Source organism: Pseudolysinimonas sp., from assembly GCF_031389465.1.
In the GTDB taxonomy this organism is placed as follows: domain Bacteria; phylum Actinomycetota; class Actinomycetes; order Actinomycetales; family Microbacteriaceae; genus Pseudolysinimonas_A.
Genome location: NZ_JANMSQ010000106.1, coordinates 1 through 1,917, shown reverse-complemented (window position 1 = coordinate 1,917; position 1,917 = coordinate 1). Strand labels below are relative to the sequence as shown.

2 protein-coding genes are annotated in these 1,917 nt (G+C 67.2%); one reads left to right on the top strand and one right to left on the bottom strand.

The annotated features are described in order from the left end of the window. Window positions 1–110: 110 nt before the first annotated feature. Complete coding sequence (locus RMO30_RS04170) at window positions 111–1,607, bottom strand: CoA-acylating methylmalonate-semialdehyde dehydrogenase (protein ID WP_309709903.1); 1,497 nt, start codon at window positions 1,605–1,607, stop codon at window positions 111–113. 93 nt (window positions 1,608–1,700) lie between these two features. Between RMO30_RS04170 and RMO30_RS04165 the strand changes: the two genes are divergently transcribed. After that, window positions 1,701–1,917 (top strand): hypothetical protein (locus tag RMO30_RS04165; protein ID WP_397427885.1); only part of this gene is annotated, 217 nt, incomplete at its 3' end.

The window sequence follows — 1,917 nt, the reverse complement described above, 5'->3', positions numbered from 1 at the left end:
GCTAGCAACCATCGCGCTCATGCGTTAATGAAGGTCACGTGTGTGCGCTGTCGCCCGACGGGGCACGAAGTTGAGCGTTGGTGCCCGCTCCGACATGTGGCTGGCGTCGCTTAGGCATTCTGTGGAAAGCCCAGGTTGATGCCGCCATGGCTCGGATCGAGCCACCGGGACGTGATCGCCTTCTGGCGGGTGAAGAAGTGGATGGCATCGGGGCCGTAGGCCTTCGTGTCGCCGAAGAGCGAATCCTTCCAGCCGCCGAAGGAGTAGTAGCCGACCGGCACCGGGATGGGCACGTTGATGCCGATCATGCCGACCGTTGCCTCGCGCTGGAACCGCCGCGCCGCGCCGCCGTCGTTGGTGAAGATCGCGGTGCCGTTGCCGTACGGCGAGCCGTTGATGAGGGCGAGCCCCTCTTCGTATGACTCGACGCGCACGACCGACAGCACGGGGCCGAAGATCTCGTGCGTGTAGACATCGGATGTGGTCGGCACTTTGTCGATCAGGGTGGGTCCGAGCCAGAAGCCGTCGGCCTCCCCGTCGATCTCGATGCCCCGGCCGTCGACGACGATCGTCGCGCCGTCGGTCGCCGCCACATCGAGATACCCGGCGACCTTGTCGCGGTGCTCCTTCGTGATGAGCGGCCCCATGTCGCAGCCTCGGGTGCCATCGCCGACCTTCAGCCCCGCCATCCGCGACACGATCTTCGGGATGAGGTCATCCGCGATCGGGTCGACCGCGACGACGACCGAGATCGCCATGCACCGCTCCCCTGCGGAGCCGAAGCCCGCGTTCACGGCGGAGTCGGCGACGAGGTCGAGGTCGGCGTCGGGCAGCACGAGCATGTGGTTCTTCGCCCCGCCGAGCGCCTGCACGCGCTTGCCAGCAGCGGTGCCCGTCTCGTAGACGTACTTCGCGATCGGGGTCGACCCGACGAACGAGATCGACGCGACGTCGGGGTGGGTCAGCAGAGCATCCACCGCCTCTTTGTCGCCGTGCACGACGTTGAAAACGCCGTCGGGAAGGCCCGCCTCCTTCATCGCCTGCGCCATCCAGATCGCCGCCGACGGGTCCTTTTCGGAGGGCTTCAACACCACGGTGTTACCCAGCGCGATCGCGATCGGGAAGAACCACATCGGCACCATGGCCGGAAAGTTGAACGGCGAGATGATGCCGACGACGCCGAGCGCCTGCCGCACCGAATAGACGTCGACGCCGGTCGACGCGTTCTCGGTGTACTCGCCCTTCGCGAGGTGCGGGATGCCGCAGGCGAACTCGACGACCTCGATGCCACGGGCGATCTCGCCGAGCGCATCAGGGGTCACTTTGCCGTGTTCGCTGGTGAGGATCGCGGCCAGCTCTTCTTTGCGGGCGTTAAGGATCTCGCGGAAGGCGAACAACACGCCCTGCCGCTTGTTCCACGAGGCTTCGCTCCACGCGGGGAACGCCGCCGCAGCGACCTGCACGGCCGCGTCGACATCGGCGACCGACGCGAGCCGCACCTCACGCTGCACGACGCCGCGCGCAGGGTCGTAAACGGGGGCGGTGCGGGTCGAGGCGCCGGTGAAGGCGGCTCCAGAAACCCAGTGATCGAGCACGGTTGTAGCCATGCGGCAAGGCTACGCGCAAGACATTTCTCGAACATTTTGGCTTTTCGCGCGGTTCAACCGAGGGATGTCGTACCCCCTTGCGACACTTCAGACATGGATGCGACGCTCACCCTGATCATCGGCCTCGCCGTTGGGCTCCTGCTCGGCGGAGTGGTCGGCGTACTCGTCGGTCGTGCGCGCCGTACGCAGGCCGTCGCCGGCGCCGACCCCGCCCTCCTCGCCGCGCAGCACGAGTCTCGCCTCGCGACCGTGCGGGCGGAGCTCGGCACCGAACTCGCGTCCGCTCAGGCGACTCTGGCCGGGCTGCGCG

What these genes read in the sequence shown, in the direction of transcription:
- RMO30_RS04170 (WP_309709903.1), bottom strand. Translation starts at nt 1,607, where the DNA reads ATGGCTACAACCGTGCTCGATCACTGGGTTTCTGGAGCCGCCTTCACC.